General features: G+C 70.9%; 4 protein-coding genes. 3 read left to right on the forward strand and 1 reads right to left on the reverse strand.

The window, feature by feature from the left end:
• Positions 1–255 precede the first annotated feature (255 nt).
• From thyA to DJ74_RS18935, 3 genes are all read left to right on the forward strand, one after another.
• Positions 256–1284, forward strand: coding sequence for a thymidylate synthase (gene thyA, locus DJ74_RS00100; RefSeq protein WP_094525921.1), 1029 nt, complete (start codon positions 256–258; stop codon positions 1282–1284).
• A complete protein-coding gene (locus DJ74_RS00105) occupies positions 1284–1859 on the forward strand; it encodes a dihydrofolate reductase (RefSeq protein ID WP_094525922.1) in 576 nt (191 codons plus the stop codon). Before thyA ends, DJ74_RS00105 begins: the two co-directional genes overlap by 1 nt.
• A 135-nt stretch (positions 1860–1994) precedes the next feature.
• On the forward strand, positions 1995–2171 hold the full coding sequence (locus DJ74_RS18935) for a hypothetical protein (protein ID WP_170938249.1): 177 nt from the start codon (positions 1995–1997) through the stop codon (positions 2169–2171).
• Between the two features lie 42 nt (positions 2172–2213).
• On the opposite strand, the gene DJ74_RS00110 is transcribed toward DJ74_RS18935, so the two are convergent.
• The coding region (locus tag DJ74_RS00110) for an ABC transporter permease (protein WP_094525923.1) at positions 2214–3366 on the reverse strand (1153 nt) is incomplete at its 5' end.

The following is a 3366-nucleotide window of genomic DNA, read 5'->3' on the forward strand; positions in this document are numbered from 1 at the left end:
CAGCCTCACGCCTCCCCAGCCTCGTCGCTGGCGCCGACGACGCCAGCGACTCCCTCGCGGACTCCTCGCGGTCGCCGTCGGCGACCGCTCGGAGGCGCGCCACCGCTTCGGCTATTTATAAACTGACGGCGCCGGCGAGCCCGAGGACACCTCACCTCGGTTCCGCTCGCGACACACTTAGTTTCCCCCCGCGCATTTGACTCGACAGACCCGTCGTCTCCCGGACCCGTCGGGCCGGGGGCGACGCCGACCACCATGCAACAGTACCTCGATCTCGTCGACGACACCCTGTCGACGGGCACGTACAAGCCGAACCGGACCGGCGTCGACACGATCGCGTCGTTCAGCGGGCAGTACACCGTCGACCTCGCGGAGGGGTTCCCGCTGCTGACCACCAAGCAGATGGACGGCTACCGCTGGAACTCGCTCATCCACGAGGTGCTGTGGTACCTCTCCGGCGAGGAGCACGTCGAGAACCTCCGCGAGGAGACGAAGATCTGGGACGCGTGGGCCGACGACGAGGGACGGCTCGACACCGCCTACGGCCGGTTCTGGCGCCGCTATCCGGTCCCCGAGGACGACGCCGCGCTCCCCGGCGAGACGTGGCCCGAGGACGCCCACCGCTGGGTGACCGTCGAGGAGGGCCCCGACGGGAGCGAGCGCCGGACGTTCGACCAGATTCGGTACGTGCTCGACACGCTGGAGGAGAACCCCCGCTCCCGGCGGATGGTCGTCAACGCCTGGCACCCCGCCAACGCCGCGACCTCGACGCTCCCGCCGTGTCACTACACCTTCGTCGTGAACGTCCAAGACGGGCGCCTGAACCTCCACCTCACGCAGCGTTCGGGAGACATCGCGCTCGGCGTGCCGTTCAACATCGCCGCGTACGCGATCCTCGCGAACGCGCTCGCCCAGCGGACCGGGTTCGAGGTCGGCGAGTTCGGCCACACCGTCGTCGACGCGCACGTCTACTGCGGCCGCGGCGACCGCGGGAAGTGGTACGCGAACAACCTCCCGTACGTGCAGGAACGACTCGCGAACGTCGAGAGCAACGCGGACTACCTCGACGTGAAGAGTTGGGTCGAGCGGACCGCGCCCGACGAGGTCGACGGCGAGGAGGGGTACGACCACGTCCCCGGCCTGCTCGAACAGCTCTCGCGGGAGCCGCGCGATCGACCCCGGATCGAGATCGCCGACGTCCCCCTCGACGAGCTGACCTACGAGGACGTCGAACTCGTCGACTACGACTCCGCGGACGGGCTCTCGTTCGCGGTCGCGGAGTGATGTCCCGAGACGGGCCCGCGTCCGTCGGCGACGACGACCTACCCTCGGACTCCGACGTCGACCTCGTCCTCGTCGCCGCGGTCGCCGAGAACGGCGTCATCGGCGACGACGGCGGGATGCCGTGGCACTACCCGGCGGACCTGGCGCACTTCAAGCGGCTCACGACCGGTCACCCCGTGATCGTCGGCCGGAAGACGTACGAGAGCATCGCCGCCCGGATCGGCGGCCCGCTCCCCGATCGGACCAACGTCGTGCTGACGACGCGGGACCTCGACCTCCCGGCGGGCGCGGTCGTCGCGAACGACGTCACCGGGGCGGTCGTGCTCGCCGCCGCCGACGCCGCCGACCGCGGCGTCGACGAGGCGTACGTGATCGGCGGCGCCGCCGTCTACGAGCAGTTCCTCGACCGCGCCGACCGGATGGTGTTGACGGAGGTCCCCGACCGCCCCGACGGCGACACGCGCTTCCCCGACTGGGACGCCGACGCGTGGCGGGAAGTCGACCGCGAGGTCGTCTCGGACGCCGAGACCGACGGGGACCTCGCGTTCGTCACGTACGAGCGTACGGCCGACTGACGCTCGGACCGTTTCTTCCTCCGCGATTGAACGTTCAGGCGTTATCGTCGGTGAGTGGTGCGTAGAAACGATACCGCTCGCAAATTTCTCCACACGTAACAACACTTTTGAGCGTCTGGATTGGTATGTGTTATCATGCCATTATCGGAATCGACCATCGAACCGAAGCGGTGTCCGTTCTGCGAGGCGGAGCTGGCGTCCCCCGGCGCGGGATTCGTGCGGCACATCGACGAGAGCCCGGAGTGTCGTGACGCCTTCGACACGTGGCGCGACCGCGTGACCGACGACATGCGTGGGGGCTGGGCGGGGTGATGACCCCGCTCGCGCGCGCGGCCGTCGGGAGGTCGCGGCCGCTCAGCTCCGCAGCGCTTCCACCGGGCGCTCGTTCGCGGCCTTCCAGGCCGGGTAAGCGCCGCTGACGAGTCCCACGCCGACGCCGAAGCCGAGCGCGAGGAGGAGGTAGTAGCCGTTCGTCGGGTCGAGCGCGAGCGCGGCGTCGACCTCGGGCGTCGAGACGACCAGCCCCGCGACGAGCAGGACGGTGAGGGCGGTCCCCGCGGCGGCGCCGGCCGCGCCGATGAGGCCGGCCTCCGCGAGCAGCACGCGCAAGACGTCGCGGCGGGCCACGCCGACCGCGCGCATCACCCCGATCTCCTCCCGCCGCTCGACCGTGCTCATTAACATGACGTTGAGGATCGAGACGCCGGCGACGACGAGCGAGATGGCGCCGAGGCCGAGGAGGAACGTGCTGAGCAGTCCGAAGAACTCGTTTACCTCGTCGACGATCGCGGCGAGTTCGAAGAGGTCGACGCGCTCCTCGCGGGCGTTCACCTGCTCGCGGATGTCGTCGGCGGCGGTCCGCGCCGCCTCGCCCGACTCGGCGACGACGAGCACCTGGCCGTACCCGTCGGCCGAGAACGCGGACTCGGGGAGGAAGACGGCGTCGTCCGGGGCCACCGGGCTGAACGTCTGGCTCTCGACGAGCACCGCGACGACCCGGACCTGTCTCCCGGCGATCCCGACGGTGTCGCCCGCGCCGACGCCGAGGTCCTCCGCGACGCCGGCGCCGACGATCGCGCCCTGTCGGTGGCGCTCGGGGAGCCGCCCCTCCGCGGCCTCGAACGCGAGCGCGGGCTCCTCGACGCCGTAGACGGTCGCGAACTGCTGATCGTTCTGCGCGGAGACGACCGCGTTGTCCGAGTACAGCGGGACGACCGCCGGCGAGCCCACCGCGCGCCGGATGTCCGCCACGTCCGCGTCCGAGAGCGAGTCGACGCCGGCGTCGTTGTTCGGCGAGACCACGACCTGCGTGCCGATGTCGCCGATGGCGTCGGCGGCGCCGAGCGCCAACACGTTTCCGAAGATGCCGAGCGCCGCGACCGCGAGCACGCCGATGCAGACGCCGAGCACCGCGAGGGCGGTCCGCACTCGGTTCCGGCGCAGGTTCCGCGCGGCCATCGAGACCGCCGGGCGCCACCCCCGGAGCCAGCCGCCGAGCCCACGAGAC

The sequence above is a fragment of the Halorubrum sp. Ea8 genome, from assembly GCF_002252925.1.
Lineage (GTDB): Archaea > Halobacteriota > Halobacteria > Halobacteriales > Haloferacaceae > Halorubrum.

What these genes read in the sequence shown, in the direction of transcription:
- thyA (WP_094525921.1), top strand. Translation starts at nt 256, where the DNA reads ATGCAACAGTACCTCGATCTCGTCGACGACACCCTGTCGACGGGCACG.
- DJ74_RS00105 (WP_094525922.1), top strand. Translation starts at nt 1,284, where the DNA reads ATGTCCCGAGACGGGCCCGCGTCCGTCGGCGACGACGACCTACCCTCG.
- DJ74_RS18935 (WP_170938249.1), top strand. Translation starts at nt 1,995, where the DNA reads ATGCCATTATCGGAATCGACCATCGAACCGAAGCGGTGTCCGTTCTGC.